Below are 22,024 nucleotides of genomic sequence, written 5' to 3' on the forward strand. Positions count from 1 at the left end.
CGCCGCCGTGATCGTCGGGATGTCTCGTCGGCCCGCTCAGGCCGATCGGGAGGCGGCAGTGGCGAGGATGCGCAGGACGACGTCGATCTCGGCGTCGGCGTCCGGTCCGGGTATGTGGGTGGCGAACACCTCGTCCACCTCGGCTCGGTGCGCGAGCTCCTCGATGATCGATTCCGGTGAGCCGGAGATGATCAGCGCATCGAGCAGCTCGTCGGTCACGATGCCGTCACCGGGTTGTGGATATCCGGCCTCGGCGAACATCGTCGCGTACACCGGCGAATTCACGAACGGGACGAGGTGTGGACGGGCCCATTCCAGGGCCTGCGCACGGTTCTCGGTGACGGCGACGGCCACCTGCTGCACGATGGGCGGAATAGCACGGCCGGCGGACGCAGCGCCTCGGGCTAGGGCGGGCCGGGCGACGTTGTCGAGGTAGGCCGGCGGGCAGTGCCAGGACATCGCGGCGTCGGCCACGGCTCCGGCGGTCGCGAAGGCCCGGGGCCCCAGCGCGGCCAGCACGACCGGGGTCACCGACGAGGCCGGGAGTTCGGCGTCGATGGTGTAAAAGGTGCCGTCGTGGTGCACCTTTCCGTCTCGTAGCCCGGCGCGCAGGATGTCGACATACTCCCGCACGCGCGCCAGGGGATGGGACACCGGCGCGCCGAGGGCAGCCGCCGTCACAACCAGGTTGCCGGTCCCGACGCCCAGGCGCAGGCGGCCTGGTGCGAGAGCCTCGAGGGTCGCGGCCTGGCTGAGTAGGGCGACCGGGTGACGCGTGAGCACCGGCACGATCGAGGTGCCGACGATGATGCGTTCGGTTCGGGCCAGGGCGGCTGCGAACAGGGTGGGCGTGTCGTAACCGGTCACCGGCATGACGGCCCACACCGCCGGTATGCCTGCACGCTCCGCCCGCTCGATCAGGGCGACGGTGTCCGGGACGGAGGACACGAAGAATCCCAATCCGATCTGCATGCCGTCCATGGTCGGCCCACGACCCTGCTGACGACCACGGCCTGAAAGCCAACATGTGAAAGATTCGAGCCATGGCCTGCCAGTCGACCCGTAGGCGCCACCGTGTCGTCGTGATCGCGTTGGACGGTGTCATCCCCTTCGAGTTCTCGATCCCGGCCCGCCTGTTCGGAGCAGCCCGGGACAAGGCCGGGCAGCCGCTCTACGAGGTGGTCACCGCGTCAGTGGACGGGGGCCACGTGCGCACCAACTCCGACTTTATGATCAGTCCGGGCATGGATCTCAGCGCACTCGGATCGGCCGACACGATCGTCGTACCAGCGGTGGAAGTCGACGAGCTGGACCCGCGCCAGGTCGACGTCGTGATCGAGGCGCTGCGGCGCCGGCGGCAAGGTGCGAGGATCATGTCCATCTGCACTGGCGCGCAGCTAGTCCTGTCTTCCGCACGTGCGTGCGGTGAGACAGCTACGTGATGTCTTGTTCGGATCACGTCGGGATGGCCGCGATCGGTAGTGACGGGCCTGGGACTGTTCCTGGCTGTGACGGTCGCGATGGACTACGGGCCGCCGAGCGTCGAGAAGCCGCTCGGCGCGCTCCCTGTCGTGCGTGACTACCTGGCCCGCCTCGATGTCGCGGGCACGATCGATCGACTCGCCCCGATGCGTGACAAGGTCAACCGGGCCACCCACGGCGACGTGATCGCCGCACTGGTCGCGAACCGGCTGACCTCGCCGACCCCGCTGCTGCACGTCGAACGGTGGGCACGGGACTGGGCGGTCGAAGAGATGTTCGGTATCGCGCCGGACGTGTTGAACGACGACCGGGTCGGTCGGGCGCTTGACGCGCTCGCCCCGGTCTGCGAGGCCGTGGTCGGTTCGGTCGGTGCCGCGGCGATCGCCGCGTTCGACCTCGACCTGTCCCGTGTCCACTGGGACATGACATCGATCTCGCTGCACGGCGCCTATCCCGAGATCGACGGCGACTACGCGACCCCGAAGTACGGCCACCCGAAGGACCGCCGCCCCGACCTCAAACAGGTCCAGACCGGGCTCGCGGTCACCGGTGACGGCGGGATCCCGCTGCTGCACCGCGCCTACGACGGCGGCGCCGGTGAGGTCTGTCAGGTCACCGGCGCGATGCGGGCCCTGGCCGGGCTCGCCGGCCCCCGACAGTTCCTGCTGGTCGGCGACAGCAAACTCGTCTCCTACGCGAATCTGACCGCGTTGACGTCCACGCCCGGGGTCACGTTCCTCGCCCCGGCACCGAAAACCGTCGTGCCCGGCCAGGTCCTGGCCGCCCAGGACTGGGCCACCGCCACACTCGTCGGCTATGTCGCGGCCCGTGACCAGGACAAACCCTTCCACCAGCGGGCGGCCTACCGTGTCCGGGAAGGCGTCACCACCCTGCGGGGACCCCGGAAGAAAGACCCGCCGGTCACCGTGCGCACGGTGTTCGTCTGGTCGTCGGCGAACGACCAGGCCGCGAAAGCCGCCCGCGCGCTGAAACTCGGCCGCGCCCGCACCGACCTCGACACCCTCACCCGCGCCGCGGGCAGCCACCACCTCTACCGCACCGAGGCCGCGGTGCAGGCCCGCCTGACCCTCCTGGCGACGAAACACCGCGTCACCCGCTACCTCCACGCCACCACCAGCGTCGACCCGGACACCGGGAAACCGGCCCTGGCCTGGAACTTCGACTCCGCCGCGCTCGACGCCGAGGCTGCCACCGACGGCTGGTACGCGCTGCTGACCAACCTGCCTGACGACGTCGGCCCGGCTGAGGTCCTCGCCCGCTACAAAGGGCAGGAAGTCGTTGAACGTCGCTACGGCGCGTTCAAGGGCCCGCTCGCGGTCGCCCCGATGTTCCTGCACTCCAACCAGCGGATCCACGCCCTCATCCACGTGATCTGCCTGGCCCTGCTCGTCTTCTGCCTGGTCGAACGCCAAGCCCGGCTCGGTACCGGCCCTGACGGGAAGATCCCCGGCATCTACGCCGGTCGTCCCGCCCGCCCCACCGGAGCACTGGTCCTCGGCGCACTGAGCAGGCTGCGCCTCGTGCCCGCCCGCGGCGACCAGCCTGCCTACATCCCCCGCCCATCGGCGCTGCACCAGCACCTCCTCGACATTCTCGGCGTCGATCCCACCCGGCCACCTTGATCGGAAACCGGGCCGGTCAACCCATCGAAATCCCATGTGCGGAAGACAGGGCTAGTCGCGATGACCGGGCTGCTGGACGGTCGGCCGGCGGCGACCCACTGGAACCACGCCGCGACGTTCTCCCGCGAGTTCCCGGCCGTCCGCCTCGACTCCGATGTGCTGTTCGTCGACGACGGTGACGTGCTCACCTCGGCCGGGGCGGCGTCCGGCGTCGACCTGTGCCTGCACCTCATCCGTCTGGATCAGGGCAGCGAGGTCGCCAACGCCGTCGCGCGGGCCTGCATCGTTGCTCCCTGGCGGGAGGGCGGCCAGGCCCAGTTCATCGAGGCACCCGTGCCCGACAGCGGGGACGCATCCACCGCCGCCACCCGCGAATGGGCGCTGCGGCGGCTGGACGCCGGCCTGACGCTGGCCAGCATGGCCCGGCACGCCTCGATGAGCATTCGGACCTTCACCCGGCGGTTTCGCGACGAGACGGGCACAAGCCCGAACCAGTGGCTCACCCGGCAGCGCATCGACTACGCCCGGCGCCTGTTGGAGTCGACCGATCTTTCCATCGATCAGATAGCCGACGCCACGGGCTTCGGTACCGCGGCCTCGCTGCGCGGTCATCTGCGGAACGCGATCGGCGTTTCGCCCAGCGCCTACCGGCGCACGTTCCATCTGCGCGCCCACACCGGCGAGCGGACCACCACAAGGTCGTCGGCGAGCGGCGAGCCCGGCAGAGGCGGCGATGCCGTCGTCCTCGACGACGAGCCCGTCGGGCCGCAGCCTGACACGGAGGGGACTGCTGCATTCCGAGGGGCCGGGGCGCGCCAGATCCCGTCGATCTCGTGATCAGACGGCGCGGGCGAGCTCGGTGAAGGCAGCTAACAGCCGCAGCCGTGGGTCTACGTCGACGCCAAGTTCGCAATGACGGCGGCGGATGTTCTGAACCAAGGCGTGACCGGCACTGACGATCTGGACGGACGGAGACGTTTCAGGCCACGCATCGGCCGGAGTGGGGTTGTGAGCCGGCCGAGGTCGAACTCGATCCAGTTGTCTCCCGCCGGGCATCGATGTGGCAGACCTCCGGCAGCAGCTCATCCAGGACCCTGGGATAGGCAGCAGCTTTGCCGGTGGCGACCTCGACCCGGGCGACGCGGTCGAGTTCGGCCTGTGTGTTGCTCGACCGGTCCCGCGAGATGGCCCGTCACGAGCACGGCTGCGGGCCGTGCAGACCAGCCCGCGCGCTGTGCGCATGGAGCGATGGATGGTTCTGTCGACGGCATGAGGCCGGCGCATTCCCCGCTGGGAATCGTGGTGGTGCGGACGGCCCGGATGGCTCCTGCGTGATCTAGCGCGCACGGGCGCGGCGGTCGCCCCTGGCGGGCGCTCGGCACGCACCGCCAGGTCACGGCGACCGAGTGAAGGACGCTCGGTAGGCAGTGGGCGTCAGACCGGTGTTTCTGACCACGAGCTGGCGGAGCGAGTCCACGGTACCGATGCCGCTGCGGTAGGCGACCTGCCCCATCGGGAGGTCGGTCGACTCGAGTAGTTCCCGGGCGCGTTCGACCCGCTGCTGCAGCAGCCATTGCAGCGGGCTGAGTCCGGTCTCGGCGCGGAATCGACGGGTGAGCGTGCGGATGCTGGTGTGGGCGTGGGCCGCGAGGTCGGTGAGGGTCAGTGGCTCGTGCAGTCGGCTCAGCGCCCAAACCCTGGTGTCGGATAGCGATGTTCCGCTCTTCGTCGGCATCGGGGAGGTGATGAACTGGGCCTGCCCGCCGGGGCGGACGGGCGCGACGATGGCCAGCCGCGCGACGGTGTTGGCGACCGAGGCCCCGTAGTCGGTGCGGATGAGGTGTAGACAAAGATCGATGCCCGCGGCGAGCCCGGCCGACGTGACCACGCCGCCGTCCTCGACGAAGAGCACGTCGGGTTGCAGCGTGACCCCTGGGAAGCGCTCGGCGAGCTCGGTGGCGTACTGCCAGTGCGTGGTGGCGTGACGGCCGTCCAGCAGGCCAGCCTGGGCGAGGACGAATGCCCCGGTACAGATCGAGGCAATCCGCGCGCCCCGGCTGGCCGACCGCCGCAGCGCGGCGAGCACGCGTTGGTCGGCGTGCTCGCGCGCCCCGGTGCCGCTGACGATGATCGTCTGCGCGTCATCCAGAGCGTCCAGGCCGTGCGACACGAAAACGTCGAGGCCACTGGTGCTGGCGACCCTTCCCGGCTCGGCCGTGCAGGTCAGCACGTCATACGCGGGGCACCCATCCACTCTGGTACCACCGAACATCAGGTCCGGCAGAGACAGTTCGAAGGTCCCCACCGGGGGGACGGCGACGACCACGACTCGATGCATGGCCAGATCCTCCGGAGGTTTGTCATTCTGGCCAGTACTCTAACTGCGGAGCGACGCCCATAGTGAGCTCATTCGCTTGCACATGGAGGAGAGTCATGTCGCTTAGTGTCGTGGTCGGTGCCGGCGGCACCGGAGTGGCCACCGCGGAACTACTCGCCGAGTCGGGGCACGACGTCCGGTTGGTGACCCGCCGGGGCAGCGGGCCCGAGCATCCACGCATTGAGTTGATCAAGGCCGACGCCAACGACACGCCGCGGCTGGTCGAGCTGACCAAGGGTGCAAGCATCCTGTTCAACTGCGCGGTCCCCGCCTATCACCGATGGGCGACCGAGTTCATGCCCCTTGCCCGGTCGCTGCTCAATGCAGCCGAGCGGACCGGGGTCGGTTACGTGATGCTCGGGAATCTCTATGCGTACGGGCCCGTCGACGGCCCGATGTTCGAGGACCGGCCGCTGGTGCCGAACACCGTGAAGGGCCGCGTCCGCCGGCAGGCGTGGGACGAAGCGATTGCCGCGCATCGCGCGGGCCGCGTGCGGGTTACCGAGGTCCGCGCGAGTGACTTCATCGGCACTGGCGCGATGTCGGTTTTCACGATCATGGTCGCGCCGAAGGTCCTGGCCGGTAAGGCCGCGCTCTTTCCGGCCGACCTGGACGCACCGCATACCTGGACGGATACCCAGGATGCTGCTCGCGCTCTCGTCGCGGCAGGCGAGAACGACCAGGCGTGGGGGCGGGCATGGCACGTTCCGAGCAACCCGCCGCTTTCCTCGCGTCAGCTCGCGGTCGCTCTCGCAGAGCACACCGGAGCGCCCCCTGCCAAGCTCCGCCGGATGCCCGGCTCCATGCTCAGACTCGCTGGCCTGTTCTCCCCGACCGTAGGGGAGATACCCGAGATGCAATACCAGCTTCAGCGACCGTTCGTCATGGACTCGTCGTTGACCCAGGATGTCCTCGGCCTGAAGCCGAGCTTACTAGAGGAAATTCTCGACAGAACCGCGGCAGCTGTCTGATCCCGCCACGGCATCGACTTGTCCCGTTGGTCTGGCGGTAACCGCCGGACCAGCGGGACTTCCGGTCCGAAACGACCGGAGAGTCCGGCGGCCCACGCCGGGCGCCAGCACAGGTTGACACCAGGAGGAGAAATGATCGAGGTAAGAGAGCAGGGCGAGTTGGGTGCGCCCGCGGAAACGGTCTGGGGTCTCCTATGCGAGTTCGTCGAATTCATCGAGGTGCTGGGCGAGTCGCGGGGTGTGCAGGTCGGGCCGACGGGTGAGGGTATCGGCATGCTGCGCACGGTCGTCCTCGATGACGAAATCGTGGTGGAGAAGCTAGAAGAGCTTGACGAGCTGAACCTGCGGACCAGTTACTCGATGCCGGTCCCCGGTCCGTTTCCCATCCAGGGTTACCTGGCGACGATGAAGCTGACGCCGATCGACGCGAAAAGGTGCACGCTGAGCTGGTCCAGCCGGTTCGATCCGGCGCCGGGCGTCGATGACGCCGTGGCCGAAGCGTCCGTGCGCGGTATCTACGTCGAGGGTATTGAAATACTGCAGGGCCGCTTCGGCGCCTGAGTGAAAGGAAACAGGGAATGATCAACGACGCATTCGTCTTCAACGCGGTCGCGCACGCCTACGACCTTACCGACGAAAACACCCAGCCAAACCGGTATGCCCACGGTTTACGGGACGCGCTCGTCATGCTACACCGGGACTGGCAGCCGGGCATCGGTCTCGGCGAGTTCGAGCAGCGCACGGACTGGTCGATCGAGACGCTGGCCAGAACGTTGTTTCTCGAGTCCGACGTGGACATGGCGGCCACGCATACGCTCCGACTCGACTCGTATTTCAAGGACGGTCTGTGCGCGCGACACAAGACCGTCGAAGCCGTGCGGCGGTGGCCGCACCGGTTCGTCGGCTACGTGGGCGTCGACCCGACCCTCGGACTCGAGACCTGTCTGCGGGAGCTCGACGAGCAGCTCGACGAGATGCCCGAAGCGGTGGGCCTGAAGCTCTACCCCGCGCAGGTCGAACCCATCCGCAGCTGGCGTATGGATGATCCAAAGCTCGCCTTCCCGCTGTTCGCCCGCGCCCAGGAACGCGGTCTCAGGACGGTTGCCGTCCACAAGGCGTCGCCGCTCGGCCCAGTGCCGATGAACCCGTTCCACCTCGATGACATCGACAACGCCGCGGACGCCTTTCCCGATCTCTCGTTCGAGATCGTCCACGCCGGACTGGCGTTCGCCGAGGAGGCGGCACTCGCGATCGCCCGCTACCCGAACGTCTACGCTAACCTCGAGGTCACGTCCGTCCTCCTCACCAAGAGTCCGGGGGTGTTCGAGCAGACGCTGGCAAAGTTGATCTTCTGGGGTGGCCCCAGTAAGCTGATCTACTCTGACGGCAGCATGGTCTTTCACTCGCAGCCGATCATCAGGGCCCTCAGCGAGTTCTCCTTCAGCGAGGAGACCCTCGCCGCCTGGGGAATCCCGCAACTTACCGCCGAGGACCGGGCGTTGATTCTTGGTGGCAACTACGCCCGCATACTCGGGATCGACATCGAGGCCGCGAAGGCGCGGATAGCCGATGACGAGTTCGCCAGGGAAAAGGCCCGAACGGGGATTCAGGCACCCTACTCCAACTGGAAGGCCGCGCTCGAGGCCGCGGCATGAACGCGCCGGGCAGCGCGTTCGACAATGCCAATATCAGCAATGCCAAGGCGCTCGACCAAGCCGATGAGCTCGGCCGGGCCGTCGACACAGCACTGCGCTCGGTGTTCGACCCGTGCAGCGTGCGCGTCGGCGCGCCGATGAACATCGTTGACATGGGCCTGGTGACTTCGGTCGAGGTCGGCGGCGCCGGCCAAGTGGACATCGCGGTTCGCACCACTTCACCTATGTGCACCCTGGTCGCTTCGATCATGCAGGGCGTCGAGCGGGAGGTGCGGGCTGTCCCGGGCGTGGCCGCGGTATCGGTGCGCATCGATCCGCGCTCGGACTGGACCGAGGCGCAGATCTCCGGCGAGGGGCGCGTCACCCTCGAACTGCGACGAGCCCGTTCCCAGCAGGAAGTTCCGGTGCGACCGCGGGAGTGGGAACGTCGAGTGGTCGACGCCACGAAGCGGAGGTTGTGAACATGGCGCTCGACCCCGCCGCCCTTCGATTTCTCGAGGCGGTCCGCGACATTCCGCAACCCTACGAAATGGCTCTCGCCGAATTTCGGCGCGCGGGCGAGGACCTGGTCAGAACTTCGGAACCGGAGCCGATCACGAAGGTTGACGAGTTCATCATCCCGGGCGGCGATGGCCAGGAACTCAGGCTGCGCTGCTACGTTCCCGCGCACGAGGGTCCGCGCCCGGTGGTCGTCTGGCTGCATGGGGGCTCCTTCATCCGGGGATCGCTCGACATGTTCGACGCGATTCGCCGATCCTTCGCGAACGGGACCGGCTGCATCGTGCTCGCGGTGGACCAGCGGCTGTCGCCGGAAGCACAGTTCCCGGCACCGCTGGAGGATGCCTACGCCGCCATCCGGTGGGCCGCGGACAACGCGGACAGCCTCGGCGGAGATCCGAACCGGCTTGGCGTCGGCGGTGAGAGCAGCGGCGGAAACCTGGCCACGGCCGTCACGCTTCTCGCCCGGAAGCGGGGGGCGCCCCGGCTGGCCTTCCAGGTGCTGGTAACGCCGTTGGTCGACGCCACGGTCGGAAGCGTCTCGGCGCGGGAGTACGGGGAAGGTTACGTGCTGACCCGGCAACAGCTCATTTGGGCCTACGAGCAGTACGCGCCTGGTGTGAGCCGCGTCGATCCGCTGCTGTCTCCCCTGCACGAGCCGCGTCTCGATGGGCTTCCGCCGGCCGTCGTCCTCACCGTCGAATATGACCCGGTGCGTGACGAGGGTGAGCTGTATGCGCGGCGCCTGGCGGCGGAAGGTGTGCCGGTGTCCAGTGCTCGGATCGACGGGTTTCTGCATCACTTTCCCGGTTCGCAGGCCGTCCCGACGTTGGTTCGGCTCACGTGTGGCCTGCTCGAGTTGCTGGAGTAACCGGTGGTTTCATCCGGAAGGAACGCTCACCATGCCCGGTACCGTTGAGCCGGCCGCGCACCCTGGTTCGCTCCACCGGCCCGCAACGCAGGCCGACCTGCTCGTCAGGTCCCTGACGCGCGATCGGTCCCGACCCGTGCTGTACATGGGCGATGATGTCCTGACCGCCGGACAGTTCGCTGATGAGATCAGCCGCTACGTCCAGGCCTGGCAGGACTGGGGAATCACCGTGGGCAGCGGGGTGGCGATTCTGTCGCCCAACCGGCCCGAGGTGCTCATCTCGATGGGCGCCGCGCTGGTGGCGGGAGTGGTATGGACGCCGCTACATCCGCTCGGTTCGCTTGAAGATCAGGCGTTCATCCTTGCGGATGCGGGCGTCGAGACGCTGCTCTTCGACCCGGTCGCTTTCGGCGATCGGGCCGCGCAGCTCGGCGAGCGGGCCCCATCCCTGAAGCGGCTCATCGCGCTCGCACCCACCAATGACGCCGAGGACATCGCCACCAGGGCGGCACAGTTCGGCGCGCGCCACCTGTCCGCCCCGAACGTGCGGCTGTCAGATCCGTCCTGGATCGTCTATACCGGCGGTACCACGGGTCGTCCCAAGGGAGTGGTCACGACGCACCAGGGCATCGCGACCATGACCGACATTCAGATGGCCGAGTGGGATTGGCCACGCGAATTGCGGACACTGTGCGTAACCCCGCTCAGTCACGCTTCGTCGGCCCTCTTCCTGCCCACCGTGCTGCGCGGTGGGTCGCTGGTGGTCACCTCGTCCTTTGATCCCGATCAGTTCCTCGTCTTGATCAAGCGCTACCGGATCACGGCGACATTCCTCGTGCCCACAATGATCTACCGCCTGCTCGACCACCACCGCCTCCGAACGGCGGATCTCAGCAGTCTCGAGACGCTGTTCTACGGTGCATCCGCTATGTCACCCAGCCGGCTCGCCGAAGCCATGGAGACGTTGGGCCCGATCTTCTTCCAGTTCTACGGCCAGGCGGAATGCCCCATGACGGTGACCGTCCTACGGAAGAAACAGCACCATCCGGACCGGCTCGCGTCCTGCGGGCAGCCGGTGCCCTGGCTCGATGTCGCCCTGCTCGACGACGACGGCCGCGAGGTGGATACCGGCGAACCCGGTGAGATCTGCGTCCGGGGGCCGCTCGTCATGGCCCGCTATCACAACCAACCAGACCAGACTGCCGAGGCGTTCCGGCACGGTTGGCTGCACACCGGAGACATCGCAACCGCCGATCACGATGGTTTCCTCACTATCGTCGACCGGAAAAAAGACATGATCGTTACCGGTGGGTTCAACATATTTCCGCGGGAAGTGGAGGACGTTCTCGCCACCCACCCGGAAGTCTCCGCGGCCGCGGTCATCGGCGTACCGGACCCGATCTGGGGTGAGGCGGTGAAGGCCGTCGTCGTCCGCTGCCCGGGTGCATCCGTGCGCGCGGAGGACCTGGTGCGGCTCGTCAAGGAACGCAAGGGGCCCGCCGCCGCGCCGAAATCAGTCGACTTCGTCGATACCATCCCGCTCAGCCCGCTGGGAAAGCCCGACAAGAAGGCGCTACGAGCAGCACACTGGACCGGGTCCGCCCGAAACGTCAGCTAACCGCAGCCCAGGCGACTTTTCATCCAGAGTCTCGCAACGGCCTTGCGAGACTCTGGATGAAAAGGAAGTAACTACGACACCCACGCCCCGGTGTGGCTTCGTCGACAGCGAAGTACCGACCAGAAAAGTACCGAAAGCGAAGGGCAACGAATGAGCCAGACCCCGCCCGCCGAGACAGGAGCTGTCCGGATGAGAGCCATCAGCCCGGTGCGTTGGGGCGGCCCCGAAGTGCTGACCGAGATCGAAGTCGATCGACCGGAGCCCAGGCCCACCGAGATCCTCGTCCGCGTGCACGCCGCTGGACTGAATGCGACGGACTGGAAGTCCCGGGCGGCTGGTGGGCTGGGGCTGTGGAGCGACCCGCCGATCCTGGGCCACGACGTCTCCGGCGTCGTCGAGGCGGTGGGACTCGGCGTGACCCTGTACCAGCCCGGCGACGAGGTGTTCGGTATGCCTCTATTCCCGCTGCAGGTCGGCGCCTACGCCGAGTACGTCACCGCCCCGGCCCGCCAGTTCGCCCGCAAGCCGGCGCAGATCGATCACGTAGAGGCCGCCGCGCTGCCGCTGGTCGCGCTGACCGCGTGGCAGGGCCTCACCGAGACGGCGGGCCTGCAACCCGGGCAGCGCGTGCTCATTCACGGCGCCGGGGGCGGTCTCGGCCACGTTGCCGTCCAGATCGCCAAGGCGCGTGGCGGCTATGTGATCGGGACCGCCAGCGAGGGCAAGCATGCCTTTCTGCGCGGCCTCGGCGCGGACGAACTCATCGACTACCGTACGACCGACTTCGCCGAGGTACTCCAGGACATCGACGTCGTCTTCGACTGCATCGGCGGCGACTACGGGCCGCGTTCGTTGAAGGTGCTGCGCAGCGGCGGCGTTCTCGTGTCGCTGGCATCTCCCGCAGAGGACGGCCTCGTCCCGCAGGCCGCCGAACTCGGCGTCCGCGCCGGCTTCACCCTTGTCGAGCCGGATTACGCCGGCCTACTGGCCATCGCCGATCTCGTACGTGCTGGGCGTTTGCGCGCCAAAATCGAAACCGTACTCCCCCTGGAGCAGGCCGCGAAGGCGCACGAGATCGGCGAGAGCGGCCACACTACCGGTAAGATCGTGCTCACCGTCAATCGCTGACCAACCGGGCAATCATCGGCACCATTCGCCGCGTCGCGGGCCCGGCGTGATCAAGAGAACACACGATGGGCCTGCACTCCGGGTTGAATCCCGCCTCGCCGGCCCTTGTTACGCATCCACTTGATCGCCGCCCCGTCAGGTGGAACCGTCGGTCGCGTTCGGCGCTTTTCAAACGCTGAAAGGATTCGATGCGCGCTATCCGGATTGATCGTTTCGGTGGACCTGAGGTTCTGCGGATCGTCGACACCGTCGATGTCGAGCCGAGATCGGACGAGGCGCTGGTCCGTACCATCGCGACCAGCATCAACCCGGTCGATGATAAGACACGCGGAGGCGTGATCGGCGAAGGGACACCGGCGCTGCCGATGACGCTCGGCTGGGACCTGGCTGGCATCGTGGTGGACGGTGGCGCGAGCGGTCTGCATGCGGGGGCGAGGGTCATCGCGATGTCACACCAGCTCGACACCGGCCGGGGGACCTGGGCTGATCTGGTGGCGCTGCCGGTGTGCTCACTTGCGCCCGCGCCGAGGGCCGTCAGCCTTGTCGAGGCGGCCACGCTGCCATTGCCCGGGCTGATCGCGTTGCAGACGCTGAACTGGCTCGAGATATCTGCTGGGAAACTTCTGCTGGTCACCGGGGCGACCGGAGCGGTTGGCGGCCTGGCTGTGCAAATCGCTCGTGCGCGGGGCGCACGGGTGGACGCTTTGGTTTCGCGCACCGAGCACACAGTCCTCGCCGAACGATACGGCGCCGAATTCGTCGCCACGAATCCGAAAGCTTTCGGCGGCCGCGGCTACGACGCAGTCTTCGACACGTACGGGGCCCTCGCGACGAAGGCGATCGCCGACGGCGGGCGGTACGCCTCGATCGCCACCCAGGCCGGACCTGCGCCAGACCTGACGTACCGGGGCGTTCAAACCATCGTGAATCAGGTCCGCGAAGACGGGGCCGGGCTGGCCGAGCTGACCAGGCTCGTCGACGCCGGTGCGCTGAAGCTACGAGTGGACTCCACCTTCGGCCTGCACGCCATCCAGGACGCCCATGCTCGCTATAAGCAGGGCCACCTGAACGGGAAGATCGCCATAATCCTCTGATCCTCTTCTGATCAGAACCTTCGTCCGAATCCCCTGTAGATCAGAAGTAGCAGATCAAACTGCATTCCGGTCAAACCGTACTTCGGACGGGAAGTACCGCCCGGACCAGTCGCCGGGGGTCAGCCCGTGTGCCGGGTCTGCTGGTCGTTGTGCATGCGGGCGTCGTTGACTTCGTTGATGTGCTGTTCGGCCCAGTCGCGGATGGCTGCCAGCGGGGCTGTCAGGGTGGTCCCCAGCGGGGTGAGGCTGTACTCGACCTTGGGGGGGATGGTCGGATGCGTGGTACGCGTGACCAGGCCGTCGCGTTCGAGGCTGCGCAGGGTCTGGGTGAGCATCTTCTCGCTGATTCCCTCGATCGCTATTCGCAGTTCGCTGTAGCGCTTGGTGCCGGTGGACAGTGAGCCGATGATGAGAGCGGTCCATTTGTCGGCGATGCGGTCCAGGACCTGCCGTGACGGGCAGGGGGCGCTGTAGACGTCGGCAGGTCTGCCGTCGGGCAGCCAGGCGAGGACCCGGCCGGGGGTCCCCGGCCGGGGTCGACGAGTGGATGGGCCACGCATGGTGTGCAGGCTAACTGAGGGAGAGTCCGCTGGCCCAGGCGCGCTTGGCGGCTCGGGGGAGGACCCGGCCGAAGACAGTGCTGGCGAAATGGCCGCCGGCGAGGACGGTGTTTTCGTTCTCGAGTTCCTTCAGCAGCTGTTCGCGGGTGGCGACACCCCTCTCCGGGTCGACGTCAAAGGCGAAACTCCAGTGGCTCTCCATGACCTGGACCTGGCAGTGCATGACATCGCCCAGGATGATTACGCGCCGGGTGTCCCTGCCGGTCGGGTCGGTGACCAGCAGGCTGCTGTGCCCGGGAGTATGCCCGGGAGTGGCCAGGATGCGCACGCCGGGGGCGATCTCCTCGTTGTCGGCGATGAACGCGATCGCGTCGGCTAGTGGCTGTTGCACGGCGGCCGGGTCGGGGCCGACGAGTTCGGCGGTGCCCGACCAGTGCCGCCACTCGGGTTCGCTAACCAGATGCCGGGCGCCGGCGAAGGTCAGGCCGGTGACGATCTGGCCCTCCGCGGCGTTGGGGGCGGGGGCAACGTTGCTGGTCCAGCCCACATGGTCGTGGTGCAGGTGGGTGTAGACGACGGTGTCGATGTCGGCTGGGCTCAGGCCCTCGGCGGCCAGGGCGTCCGGCAGGCTGCCTCCTTTGAAGGTGGCCGTTCCCGGGATGCCGAAGTCGACCGTGCCCAAGCCGAGGTCGACCAGGATGACCCGGTCGGCGGCCCGGATCAGGAAGGAGCCGATGCTGACCGGGAACCAGCCCTGAGCATTGAGGAACTCGGCGTGTGTGGCCCAGCCGTCTGGTGCGCTGGCGGGGAAGAAGACGGTGGGGTTGAGCCATCCGTGCCCGTCGGGCAGGTAGGTGATGGTCATGTCGCCGACGCTGATCTGCGCACGGGCAGCGGGTTGGACCATGGTGTTTTCTCCTTAACGGGAAAGGGCTGATGCGCCGAAGCGGGCGCGGGTGAGCAGGAGGACAGTCCCGCCCAGGACATGGGTCGCGGCCAGCGCGATACCCAAGACGGGCGTCGGCAGGGCCAGCCAAGGTGCGATGGTCGCGCCGGTGAACAGGGCGAACAGATACAGCGGTGGCCCCGCCCCGGTCGTGTCGGCAACGCGGACGCATTCGATCAGCGCAGGGATGATGATGGAAACGCCTACTGCCGTGATCTCGATTCCGATCAGCAGCCCGGCCGACGGTGCGTGCGTGACTGCGCCGATGGTGACGGTGGCTTCGCCGCCAGCGCAGACGGCCAGTCCCACCTGAACCATCTCGCGGGCGCCGTAGCGGCCGGCTAGGCGACTGGCCGGCCACGCCAGCAGCAGTGCGGGCGCGGCGGCAAGCCGCCAGAGCAACAGCGTGCCGGTGTGCACGCGAGCGAGGGCGGCATACAGGCTGACCAACCCGAACAGCGCCGTCGCGCTGATCGCCAGCAGAACTCGCATGTCCGACTGGGCCGCTTGCCGCAGCAACGGCCCATACCCGGTCGGACCCACCTGGGCTGGGTGAGAGGCAGTCTGAGGCGAGGATTCACAACCTGACCTCGGCAGCCTGACCTTCACCGCGAGCGCACCCAGGCCATACAGCGCGGAGGTCGTTGTGAAGAAACCCCGCCAGCCCAGGACATGGCCACCGAACTCACCTGCGAGTTGAGCAGCAACGACCGACAGCAGATAGCAGGCACCGACGATCCCCGCCGCCCGCACCCGCTGACGCGGCGGCGTGTGCCCCGCCAGGAACGAAAGAACCGCAGGAGTGAAGGCCGATGCGGCAAGGCCCTGCCCGACGCGCGCAGCCACCAGCCAGGGCCACGTCGGCGCGGCCGCGGCCAGCAGCGTCAGTGGTGCCAGCACGGCCAGTGCCGTCACCAGGGTCCGTCGCAGCGGAACATCGCCGATCAGGGGCGGCAGCAACAGGAAACCGGCGGCGTAGGCACCGCCGAACGCCGCACCCAGCAGCCCGGTGTCACGTGCCTCGGGAAAGGCGTATGACACCATCGGTGTCAACGGCAGCGACACGTACAGCTGGCCGATGACCGTCAGCCCCGTCAGGCCCAGCAGGAGCACTCCCCGCAAACCGGGATTGGCCGACTGCTCCAGTTCCATGGGACTAACTGTCGGAGAGATACAGCCCACCAGGAAGTACGCACTTACAAGTGCGCCCCGCACGGCCGGATGCGGTGCCGAGGACGGTAAGCGGCGCAGGCGGCACGGGTGTGGCCACGTCGCCGCGCAATCGAGCCCGCACGGTGCTGTCAGCCCAGTTCTGCGCGCACCAGCGCACGGACCGTGTCGGCTCCTTGGCGCGGCGCGGCGGGGAGGAGATGCGGCAGGTCGGAGGGGTGGAGGCCGAGGAACCCCGCGCCGATGTTGGCGAGTGTCGAGATCGCGTGCGTGATCTGGAGCGCGGGCAGGCCAGCTGCTTCAAGACCGGAACGAACGGCCCAGAGCGGAGCTGACTCGTAACGGACGGGTCGACCTGACACCTCGGCCAGCAGCGCTGCCAGATCGTCGCCGGACAGTGCGGTCAGGCCTTCGAGTTCATATGTCCGGCCGGCGTGGCGGCCGCGGTGACCGGCCCGTAGGTCCGCGTCCGACTCTGCGGCGACCCGGGCCGCGACCTCGGCGAGGTCCTCACGGGCGACGGTCGCCAGCCGGCCGTCGCCCCACGGTAGAGCGAGCACGCCGGTCTGCAGCGCGTCCTTCGCCGCCGTCAGTGCCATGCCTGCCGCGAGTTGCGAGTACAGCCCGTTTCGCAGGATCGTGACCCCGAACGGCGCCTCCGCGAGCCGCGCCTCGGTCCAGCGGTGCGCAAGGGCCATCGTCAGCCGCTCACCGGAGCCGACCAGACTAGCCTCCGGCTTTCACGGCGATGATCGTCTGTTGGGGTGTCGGAAATAGGAAAGTGCTCCTGAACTGGGAGGATCGGGCTTGTCTAGGACCTGATCCGTTCCAATCCAAGGAGCACCTTCATGGTGCAGAGTACCGGTGTTTACCCCTCTGTCCGCATCGACGCCGCCGGGCGGGGTGTCGTGTCGGCGGCGGGCAGCGTGCTGCTGACCGAGACGGTCCGCGTCAGCGGGCTGGGTCGGTTGCTGTCCGACGCGCTCGCGCCGTGGCGGTCACCGCTGGCGACCCATGACCCGGCGAAGGTACTGACCGATCTGGCCGTGGCGCTGGCGTTGGGCGGGGACTGCCTGGCCGACATCGCCCAGCTACGCGCGGAGCCGGAGTTGTTCGGGCTGGTGGCCTCGGACCCGACGGTGTCACGCACGATCGACCGGCTCGCCGGCGACGCCGAGAAGGTCCTGACGGCACTCGACCGGGCCCGCGCGGCAGCGCGGGGCCAGGTATGGGCGGCGGCCGGGGAACACGCCCCCGACCACACGGTGTCGGTGCACGACCCGCTGATCGTGGATCTCGACGCGACACTGGTCACCGCCCATTCCGAGAAACAAGACGCGGCGCCGACATTCAAACGCGGCTTCGGGTTCCACCCGTTGTGGGCGTTCATCGACCACGGCCAGGCCGGCACCGGGGAACCCGCGACGGTCCTGCTGCGCCCCGGTAACGCCGGGTCGAACACCGCCGCCGACCACATCACCGTCGCCACCGGCGCCCTCGCCCAGCTCCCGGCCCGGCTACGCCGCTCCCGCAAGGTACTGATCCGCGCCGACTCCGCCGGTGGGACCCACGCCTTCCTCGCCTGGGCGCACCAGCGCAGGCTGGCCTACTCGGTCGGGTTCACCCTGCCCGACAACGCCGCCCAGCTGATCGGCGAGATCCCCGCGAAGGCGTGGACACCGGCCTACGACGCCGACCGCCAGCCCCGGCCCGGCGCGTTCGTCGCCGAACTGTCCGGGCTGATGGACCTGACCGGCTGGCCACCGGGCATGCGTGTCCTCGTCCGCAAGGAACGCCCGCACCCCGGCGCGCAGCTGCGTGTCACCGACGTCGACGGCAACCGGATCACCGCGTTCGCGACCAACGCCGCCCGCGGGCAGCTCGCCGACCTCGAACTACGCCACCGCCGCCGGGCCCGCTGCGAGGACCGTATCCGAACCGCCAAGGACACCGGTCTGACCAACCTGCCGCTGCACGACTTCACCCAGAACCAGATCTGGTGCGCCCTTGTCGCACTCGCTCTCGATCTGATCGCCTGGACCCAGATGCTCGCCCTCGCCGGCCAGCCCGCGCGACGCTGGGAACCGAAACGGCTACGCCACCGCCTGTTCTGGCTCGCAGGCCGGCTCGCCCACCACGCCCGCCGCAGCACCCTGCACCTGCCCCCGCACCACCCCTGGGCCCCCCTCGCCCTCCAGGCGATCACCACACTGCGCGCACTGCCCGCCCCCGGATAGCCCGCGACCACAGACCTCCCACCCCACCGACCAGAAGGAACCCCACCCGGACGTGGACCGGGCGCCCACCCCGCGCGACAGCCGGGGCACTCCGCCACGGTCACACCCGGACCGAGCGGCAAAACTCAACATCAACAGAGTGGGAGGCCAGCCCGCGATCGCACCTGGCCAAGGCGCGAAAGATCTGGGCTAGTGTAGATCACGTGACGCACCCGCGCCTCGGAGGCCGCCGCGACCACCGCACCGTGGCGCGCAAGCACCACGTCGTCCTCGGCGGAGCCCGCCGAGACGAACACGAGGACGTCGACGCCGGCGAATCCGTCGGCAAGCGTGTCGGGATTGTCGAAGTCGATGTGCCGGTCGTCGTCGCCGGGAGTACGTGTTCCGGCGACGACCCCTGCTTTCGCTTTCTCGTCCTCACTCCCGCTGTCAGCTCGCAACCTTTCAAGGACAAGGCCGCCGAGCACGCCCGAGGTTCCCGTCACCAGGATCATCAGTGCCTCCCACTGGTTCTGTTCGGTAACCAGCCGACCGTAGACTGAAATGATCAGCGTCCACAAGGAGGCACTTGAATGTCGGTCACGAACATGGCGGTAACCAGGTCCGGCGGCGATCAGGCCACGCTCGGCCCCTGCGGCGACGACGACTGCGGCGTCCGTGACGTACTGGACCGGATCGGCGACAAATGGACGGTTCTCGTCGTGGTGGAACTGTCCAAGGGTGTCCGAAGGTTCCGCGAGCTCCAGCGGGCGATCCCCGGGATCTCCCAGCGCATGCTGACGCTGACCACTCGCCGGCTCTGCAGAGACGGGATCGTTCACCGGACGGTCCACGCGACCGTCCCTGCCCAGGTCGACTACCGACTCACGCCCGTCGGCGAGAGCCTCATCAACGCGGTGCTCGCGCTCGTGGACTGGTCCCGGGCACATGGGGACGCCATCGCCGCGGCCCGGCTAGCCTGGGACGCGCAGCAAGGAGACAACTCCACAATCGGCTGAAGCAGTGCCAGCGGGGTTTCCCGATACTCGGACACGTGTCCGTGGTGGTCATGGTTCTCTCAGACTTCCTACTTCATCTAATGGGCGATCTCACCGTGGCAGAGACAGGCCACGCAGAGAAAGCGGCGCCGACACGTCAGCCTCGTTTGAATGCCTCCTTGCGCAACATCTGGAACAGAGTCGGGGCGCCGTCGAAGGTGGTCACGGCGACGATCCTACGGATGAACCGGACGTCGATTGCCTGTTCGAGCACGCTGGCGGCAAGGTCCGCGCGGCTGGTGAAGATGCCGGGTGCCTGGTCCTCGTGGAGTTCGTAGTTCGTCACGGCGGGTCCGTCGAACAGACCCGAGGGCCGCATGATCGTCCAGTCCAGATCGCTGGCGCGCACGAACTCTTCCATGCGGCGCATGTCGACGTAGGTCGTCTTGCCGATCGTGGCCGTGATCATCGGCTGGAGGATCCGGTTCATCAAGAATCCGCCCTCAGCGTGATGGTGCGGTTCGGTGGCGCTGGAGCTCACGACGACCACTCGCTTGACCCCGTGCCGAGCCATGGCGGTGGCGATGTTGTGGATTCCGACGCTGTAGACGTCGATTGGCTTGCGGGCGAACGGAACGCCGAGTGTGGACAGCACCGCGCTGGTTCCCTCGACAGCTCGGTCGACGGCCGGCTGATCGTGTACGTCGGCCTCCACGATGTCGAGTCGAGGGTGCGTAATCGGGAATTCCGCAGGTCGTCGCGTCACCGCGGCGACGTCGTGACCGGTGGTCAGCGCCTGCTCGGTCAGCAGCCGACCAGTAGGCCCGTTGGCTCCGAAAATGGCGATTCTCATTGTTTCGCTCCTCCTGATCCGGACATGTATGCCCGCCCGCGCGGATCACATCGATTCATTCTGTGTTCAGAGATCATCCGCAGGTCGTGCCGATGGGCGGATGTGACCGCGACCGCCCATCAAGATCATCAGTGACGGTTCGCGCTATTCACCGAGCTCGATGGCATCGAGTTTCGCCGGGTCGAGGATCAGATCGATCTCGACGATGGTGGCGTCGACGACGGTGATGCCGGCGACCGCGACAAGGCCGCCCTGCCCCCGAGCGATGATTCCGGCCGCTCCGTTGACCAGCGCCGGCTGACACATCCGCGCGAAACGCGGTCCCATCGTGGCGGCGTGCCGGGCGACGGCGGCACGACCGCCGACAAGACCGGATATCGGCGTCGGCGTGGGACGCGAACCGATGTCGATGCGGAACATCACGTCGGGGTGGAGTATCTCGAGCAGGGCGTCGAAGTCGCCGCCGCGAGCGGCTGCCAGGAACGCCGCCACGACCTCGCGTTGCCGGGCGAGATCGGTGTCTGGTGTGGTCGGGGCGCCGCGGACCCGGCGGCGCGCCCGGCTGGCGAGCTGGCGGGCGGCGGTGGGCGTCCGGTCGAGGATCGACCCGATCTCCTCGAACGGTACGGCGAAGATGTCGTGCAGGACGAACGCCAGTCGTTCGGCGGGCGTGAGTGTCTCCAGCACAACAAGCAGCGCCAGCCCGACGGCGTCGGTGAGCTCGGCCTGCCGGTCGGGCCCGTCCTCGGGATCGGCGACGACCAGCGGCTCGGGCAGCCAGGTGCCCTGGTTACTCTCCCGGCGGGACCGGCGGGAGCGCAGCATGTCCAGACAGATCCGGCCGACGACCGTCGTGAGCCAGCTCCGCAGGTCGGCGATCGTGTCCGGCGTGCCGCGGTTGAGCCGCAGCCACGCCTCCTGGACAGCGTCCTCGGCATCGGCCCGGGAGCCCAGCATCCGGTACGCGACCGCGAACAGGTGCCGCCGCTGCACCTCGAACTGCTCGGTCACCCAGTCCTGGTGCGTCATCGCCGTGAGACCTCCGTTGCCGCTGGACCCTGCCGAGTAGACGCATGGTGCCGCGCGGATGTGACAGATCCGGGGCCACACCGCTGGCGCCGGACGACCGGATGGCGCGCCGCCGGCCGCGCGACCGCCGGCGAACTGCGCAGCTCACGGCGTGGCGCTGTTGCATGGCCGGGAGGCTGGGCATGCCAGCGACCGGAGCGCCTGCTGATCAGACGGCTGCGGCGAGTTCGGTGAACGCGGCTTCCAGCCGCAGGTGCGGACTGCTGTCGGTCCCGAGTTCGTAGTGGCCGCGGCGGATGTTCTGGATCAGAGCGTGTCCGGCGCTGACGGTCTGGACGGACCGCAGGCGTTTCAGCCCACGCATCGGCCGCAGCCACGCTTTCAACCGGCCGTGGTCGGCTTCAACACGATTGTTCTCCCGAGCGGCGTCGACGTGGCAGGCATCGGGGAGCAGCTCGTCGAGGATCCGCGGGTAGACCGACGCCTTGTCGGTCGTGACCTCGACCGGCCGTCGCCCCTGCGTCAGCGCCCGAATGAAGAAGCGCCGAGCGGCGGCCTGGTCGCGTCGTTCGCTGGCCAGGACGTCGATGACCTGGCCATGCTGGTCGACCGCCCGGTACAGGTACGTCCACCGGCCGGAGACCTTGACGTAGGTCTCGTCGACGAACCACCTATCCCCAGGCCGGTGACGACACGGCCGGGCCGCCTCGACCAGCAGGGGCGTGAAGCGCTGCACCCACCGGTACACCGTGACGTGATCAACCTCGAGGCCGCGTTCGGCGAGGAGCTCCTCGACGTCCCGGTACGACAGCGCGAACCGCAGGTACCAGCGGACAGCGAGGACGATCACTTCCGGTGGGAACCGGAGGTCATGCCCAGGGTGGTGGTGTACGGAGCGTGATGCCGCGTGATCCT

General features: G+C 68.0%; 21 protein-coding genes and 3 pseudogenes. 13 read left to right on the plus strand and 11 right to left on the minus strand.

Going from position 1 to position 22,024, the window contains the following annotated elements; genetic code table 11:
* Window positions 1-36: 36 nt before the first annotated feature.
* Window positions 37-972, minus strand: a complete 936-nt coding sequence (locus FRANEAN1_RS13890; RefSeq protein WP_198145504.1) for an LLM class flavin-dependent oxidoreductase — start codon at window positions 970-972, stop codon at window positions 37-39.
* Window positions 973-1,043: 71 nt separating this feature from the next.
* Here FRANEAN1_RS13890 and FRANEAN1_RS13895 point away from each other — a divergent pair, with 71 nt between their 5' ends.
* From FRANEAN1_RS13895 to FRANEAN1_RS13905, 3 genes and pseudogenes are all read left to right on the plus strand, one after another.
* On the plus strand, window positions 1,044-1,442 hold the full coding sequence (locus tag FRANEAN1_RS13895; RefSeq protein ID WP_020460432.1) for a DJ-1/PfpI family protein: 399 nt from the start codon (window positions 1,044-1,046) through the stop codon (window positions 1,440-1,442).
* Window positions 1,443-1,481: 39 nt separating this feature from the next.
* Entirely contained in the window at window positions 1,482-3,125 is a 1,644-nt protein-coding gene (locus FRANEAN1_RS13900; protein ID WP_347176729.1) for an IS1634 family transposase, read from the plus strand.
* A 45-nt stretch (window positions 3,126-3,170) separates the two neighbouring features.
* Window positions 3,171-3,785, plus strand: a pseudogene (locus tag FRANEAN1_RS13905) (helix-turn-helix domain-containing protein); the annotation flags it as partial.
* Window positions 3,786-3,962: 177 nt separating this feature from the next.
* On the opposite strand, the pseudogene FRANEAN1_RS38680 reads toward FRANEAN1_RS13905, so the two are convergent.
* Both FRANEAN1_RS38680 and FRANEAN1_RS13910 read right to left on the minus strand, forming a co-directional pair.
* A pseudogene (locus tag FRANEAN1_RS38680) lies at window positions 3,963-4,257 on the minus strand (DDE-type integrase/transposase/recombinase); the annotation flags it as partial.
* A gap of 261 nt (window positions 4,258-4,518) precedes the next feature.
* Window positions 4,519-5,463 carry a helix-turn-helix domain-containing protein gene (locus FRANEAN1_RS13910; RefSeq protein WP_020460434.1) on the minus strand — a complete coding sequence of 315 codons (945 nt, stop codon included), beginning with the start codon at window positions 5,461-5,463 and terminating at the stop codon, window positions 4,519-4,521.
* Between the two features lie 95 nt (window positions 5,464-5,558).
* On the opposite strand from FRANEAN1_RS13910, the gene FRANEAN1_RS13915 reads away from it, so the two are divergent.
* From FRANEAN1_RS13915 to FRANEAN1_RS13950, 8 genes are all read left to right on the plus strand, one after another.
* Complete coding sequence (locus FRANEAN1_RS13915; RefSeq protein ID WP_020460435.1) at window positions 5,559-6,473, plus strand: NAD-dependent epimerase/dehydratase family protein; 915 nt, start codon at window positions 5,559-5,561, stop codon at window positions 6,471-6,473.
* A gap of 132 nt (window positions 6,474-6,605) precedes the next feature.
* Entirely contained in the window at window positions 6,606-7,034 is a 429-nt protein-coding gene (locus FRANEAN1_RS37065; protein WP_020460436.1) for an SRPBCC family protein, read from the plus strand.
* A gap of 17 nt (window positions 7,035-7,051) precedes the next feature.
* Window positions 7,052-8,128, plus strand: a complete 1,077-nt coding sequence (locus FRANEAN1_RS13925) for an amidohydrolase family protein (RefSeq protein WP_020460437.1) — start codon at window positions 7,052-7,054, stop codon at window positions 8,126-8,128.
* Window positions 8,125-8,589, plus strand: a complete 465-nt coding sequence (locus FRANEAN1_RS37070) for an iron-sulfur cluster assembly protein (RefSeq protein WP_020460438.1) — start codon at window positions 8,125-8,127, stop codon at window positions 8,587-8,589. Before FRANEAN1_RS13925 ends, FRANEAN1_RS37070 begins: the two co-directional genes overlap by 4 nt.
* Before the next feature lie 2 nt (window positions 8,590-8,591).
* A complete protein-coding gene (locus tag FRANEAN1_RS13935; protein ID WP_020460439.1) occupies window positions 8,592-9,497 on the plus strand; it encodes an alpha/beta hydrolase in 906 nt (301 codons plus the stop codon).
* A 31-nt stretch (window positions 9,498-9,528) separates the two neighbouring features.
* Complete coding sequence (locus tag FRANEAN1_RS13940) at window positions 9,529-11,115, plus strand: AMP-binding protein (RefSeq protein ID WP_020460440.1); 1,587 nt, start codon at window positions 9,529-9,531, stop codon at window positions 11,113-11,115.
* A gap of 150 nt (window positions 11,116-11,265) precedes the next feature.
* Window positions 11,266-12,243 carry an NADP-dependent oxidoreductase gene (locus tag FRANEAN1_RS13945; protein WP_020460441.1) on the plus strand — a complete coding sequence of 326 codons (978 nt, stop codon included), beginning with the start codon at window positions 11,266-11,268 and terminating at the stop codon, window positions 12,241-12,243.
* Between the two features lie 188 nt (window positions 12,244-12,431).
* Window positions 12,432-13,337, plus strand: a complete 906-nt coding sequence (locus FRANEAN1_RS13950; RefSeq protein ID WP_020460442.1) for an NADP-dependent oxidoreductase — start codon at window positions 12,432-12,434, stop codon at window positions 13,335-13,337.
* Between the two features lie 119 nt (window positions 13,338-13,456).
* Here FRANEAN1_RS13950 and FRANEAN1_RS13955 read toward each other — a convergent pair whose 3' ends face one another.
* The 4 genes from FRANEAN1_RS13955 to FRANEAN1_RS13970 all read right to left on the minus strand — a co-directional run bounded on the left by FRANEAN1_RS13955 (window position 13,457) and on the right by FRANEAN1_RS13970 (window position 16,711).
* On the minus strand, window positions 13,457-13,897 hold the full coding sequence (locus FRANEAN1_RS13955; RefSeq protein WP_020460443.1) for a helix-turn-helix domain-containing protein: 441 nt from the start codon (window positions 13,895-13,897) through the stop codon (window positions 13,457-13,459).
* Between the two features lie 10 nt (window positions 13,898-13,907).
* Window positions 13,908-14,804 (minus strand): MBL fold metallo-hydrolase, encoded by an 897-nt coding sequence (locus FRANEAN1_RS13960; RefSeq protein ID WP_020460444.1) that lies wholly within the window; start codon window positions 14,802-14,804, stop codon window positions 13,908-13,910.
* Between the two features lie 12 nt (window positions 14,805-14,816).
* A complete protein-coding gene (locus FRANEAN1_RS37075) occupies window positions 14,817-15,995 on the minus strand; it encodes an MFS transporter (RefSeq protein WP_020460445.1) in 1,179 nt (392 codons plus the stop codon).
* Window positions 15,996-16,144: 149 nt separating this feature from the next.
* A complete protein-coding gene (locus FRANEAN1_RS13970; protein ID WP_020460446.1) occupies window positions 16,145-16,711 on the minus strand; it encodes a nucleoside-diphosphate sugar epimerase in 567 nt (188 codons plus the stop codon).
* Between the two features lie 150 nt (window positions 16,712-16,861).
* Between FRANEAN1_RS13970 and FRANEAN1_RS13975 the strand changes: the two genes are divergently transcribed.
* Window positions 16,862-18,250, plus strand: a complete 1,389-nt coding sequence (locus FRANEAN1_RS13975) for an IS1380-like element ISFsp14 family transposase (RefSeq protein WP_020458361.1) — start codon at window positions 16,862-16,864, stop codon at window positions 18,248-18,250.
* A gap of 131 nt (window positions 18,251-18,381) precedes the next feature.
* Here FRANEAN1_RS13975 and FRANEAN1_RS13980 read toward each other — a convergent pair whose 3' ends face one another.
* Window positions 18,382-18,810 carry a hypothetical protein gene (locus FRANEAN1_RS13980; protein ID WP_020460447.1) on the minus strand — a complete coding sequence of 143 codons (429 nt, stop codon included), beginning with the start codon at window positions 18,808-18,810 and terminating at the stop codon, window positions 18,382-18,384.
* Between the two features lie 12 nt (window positions 18,811-18,822).
* Between FRANEAN1_RS13980 and FRANEAN1_RS13985 the strand changes: the two genes are divergently transcribed.
* Window positions 18,823-19,248 carry a helix-turn-helix domain-containing protein gene (locus tag FRANEAN1_RS13985; protein WP_020460448.1) on the plus strand — a complete coding sequence of 142 codons (426 nt, stop codon included), beginning with the start codon at window positions 18,823-18,825 and terminating at the stop codon, window positions 19,246-19,248.
* Between the two features lie 136 nt (window positions 19,249-19,384).
* Here the strand turns inward: FRANEAN1_RS13985 and FRANEAN1_RS13990 are convergent, their stop codons facing one another.
* From FRANEAN1_RS13990 to FRANEAN1_RS14000, 3 genes and pseudogenes are all read right to left on the minus strand, one after another.
* A complete protein-coding gene (locus FRANEAN1_RS13990; RefSeq protein WP_020460449.1) occupies window positions 19,385-20,080 on the minus strand; it encodes an NAD(P)H-binding protein in 696 nt (231 codons plus the stop codon).
* A 144-nt stretch (window positions 20,081-20,224) separates the two neighbouring features.
* A complete protein-coding gene (gene sigJ / locus FRANEAN1_RS13995) occupies window positions 20,225-21,109 on the minus strand; it encodes an RNA polymerase sigma factor SigJ (protein WP_020460450.1) in 885 nt (294 codons plus the stop codon).
* A gap of 208 nt (window positions 21,110-21,317) precedes the next feature.
* A pseudogene (locus FRANEAN1_RS14000) lies at window positions 21,318-21,974 on the minus strand (IS6 family transposase); the annotation flags it as partial.
* Window positions 21,975-22,024 lie beyond the last annotated feature (50 nt).

Source organism: Parafrankia sp. EAN1pec (assembly GCF_000018005.1).
In the GTDB taxonomy this organism is placed as follows: Bacteria; Actinomycetota; Actinomycetes; order Frankiales; family Frankiaceae; genus Parafrankia; species Parafrankia soli.

Coding starts and splice junctions, on each gene's coding strand:
- FRANEAN1_RS13975 (WP_020458361.1), top strand. CDS start 16,862: ATGGTGCAGAGTACCGGTGTTTACCCCTCTGTCCGCATCGACGCCGCC.
- FRANEAN1_RS13970 (WP_020460446.1), bottom strand. CDS start 16,711: ATGGCCCTTGCGCACCGCTGGACCGAGGCGCGGCTCGCGGAGGCGCCG.
- FRANEAN1_RS13955 (WP_020460443.1), bottom strand. CDS start 13,897: ATGCGTGGCCCATCCACTCGTCGACCCCGGCCGGGGACCCCCGGCCGG.
- FRANEAN1_RS13925 (WP_020460437.1), top strand. CDS start 7,052: ATGATCAACGACGCATTCGTCTTCAACGCGGTCGCGCACGCCTACGAC.
- FRANEAN1_RS13950 (WP_020460442.1), top strand. CDS start 12,432: ATGCGCGCTATCCGGATTGATCGTTTCGGTGGACCTGAGGTTCTGCGG.
- FRANEAN1_RS13985 (WP_020460448.1), top strand. CDS start 18,823: ATGTCGGTCACGAACATGGCGGTAACCAGGTCCGGCGGCGATCAGGCC.
- FRANEAN1_RS13960 (WP_020460444.1), bottom strand. CDS start 14,804: ATGGTCCAACCCGCTGCCCGTGCGCAGATCAGCGTCGGCGACATGACC.
- FRANEAN1_RS37065 (WP_020460436.1), top strand. CDS start 6,606: ATGATCGAGGTAAGAGAGCAGGGCGAGTTGGGTGCGCCCGCGGAAACG.
- FRANEAN1_RS13990 (WP_020460449.1), bottom strand. CDS start 20,080: ATGAGAATCGCCATTTTCGGAGCCAACGGGCCTACTGGTCGGCTGCTG.
- FRANEAN1_RS13915 (WP_020460435.1), top strand. CDS start 5,559: ATGTCGCTTAGTGTCGTGGTCGGTGCCGGCGGCACCGGAGTGGCCACC.
- FRANEAN1_RS13945 (WP_020460441.1), top strand. CDS start 11,266: ATGAGCCAGACCCCGCCCGCCGAGACAGGAGCTGTCCGGATGAGAGCC.
- FRANEAN1_RS13935 (WP_020460439.1), top strand. CDS start 8,592: ATGGCGCTCGACCCCGCCGCCCTTCGATTTCTCGAGGCGGTCCGCGAC.
- FRANEAN1_RS13940 (WP_020460440.1), top strand. CDS start 9,529: ATGCCCGGTACCGTTGAGCCGGCCGCGCACCCTGGTTCGCTCCACCGG.
- FRANEAN1_RS13910 (WP_020460434.1), bottom strand. CDS start 5,463: ATGCATCGAGTCGTGGTCGTCGCCGTCCCCCCGGTGGGGACCTTCGAA.
- FRANEAN1_RS13895 (WP_020460432.1), top strand. CDS start 1,044: ATGGCCTGCCAGTCGACCCGTAGGCGCCACCGTGTCGTCGTGATCGCG.
- FRANEAN1_RS13890 (WP_198145504.1), bottom strand. CDS start 972: ATGCAGATCGGATTGGGATTCTTCGTGTCCTCCGTCCCGGACACCGTC.
- sigJ (WP_020460450.1), bottom strand. CDS start 21,109: ATGACGCACCAGGACTGGGTGACCGAGCAGTTCGAGGTGCAGCGGCGG.
- FRANEAN1_RS37070 (WP_020460438.1), top strand. CDS start 8,125: ATGAACGCGCCGGGCAGCGCGTTCGACAATGCCAATATCAGCAATGCC.
- FRANEAN1_RS37075 (WP_020460445.1), bottom strand. CDS start 15,995: ATGGAACTGGAGCAGTCGGCCAATCCCGGTTTGCGGGGAGTGCTCCTG.